1 protein-coding gene is annotated in these 652 nt (G+C 59.5%); it reads right to left on the minus strand.

The genetic code is table 11. The features are described 5' to 3' along the window. Positions 1-76: 76 nt before the first annotated feature. Positions 77-574 (minus strand): universal stress protein, encoded by a 498-nt coding sequence (locus HP546_RS30860; protein ID WP_172233833.1) that lies wholly within the window; start codon positions 572-574, stop codon positions 77-79. Between the last annotated feature and the right edge of the window lie 78 nt (positions 575-652).

Genomic DNA, 652 nt, shown 5'->3' on the forward strand with positions numbered 1-652 from the left:
TAACTATATTAGTGGTTCTGGAAATAAATCTAGAACTATTTTGTTACATACCGCCACAAATGGCCTACGGCCATCTTCATGTTTTCCTACGTCCTAAATGCTGCGCCAACGGCACCATGTACACCGGCACCGTCGACAACTGGAGCAGCCTCACCGCCGTACGCCCCAGCGGCACATCCACCCCGGCGCCGGCGCTGTGGCTACCGAAAATCAGCAGGTCCACACTCAACCGCTGCGCCTGGTCGAGGATCACCTGTGCCGGGTCGCCCTGGCGTACCCGCACCGCCTTGATCACCGCCAGGTCAGCCTCCTCACCCAGCTCTTCACGAAAGTTTTCCAGCACGCGCTGCTCGATATTGGCCATCACCGTGTTTACCCCCTGGCTGTGCAACTGGTCGAGGGTCTGTTCATCGAGGTAACTTTGCAGGAGGGATTCGGCGAACTGGCCCATCGGTTCCACCGCATGGATCACATACAACTCGGCATTGAAAGTACGCGCCAGCGCCAGCGCGTGCTGCATGACAAAAGGGGCGTAGACACCGAGGTCGGTGGCGTACAGCATGGAGCGAATCATTCGACCTCCTCGACTGCCGCTGCGGCAGAGCAAGCTTCAGCTTAGCAGCGCGCCAGCCCCACGCCTGCCCGTCCGGCG

This window comes from Pseudomonas sp. CM25 (genome assembly GCF_013179705.1).
Taxonomy (GTDB): domain Bacteria; phylum Pseudomonadota; class Gammaproteobacteria; order Pseudomonadales; family Pseudomonadaceae; genus Aquipseudomonas.

Coding starts and splice junctions, on each gene's coding strand:
- HP546_RS30860 (WP_172233833.1), bottom strand. CDS start 574: ATGATTCGCTCCATGCTGTACGCCACCGACCTCGGTGTCTACGCCCCT.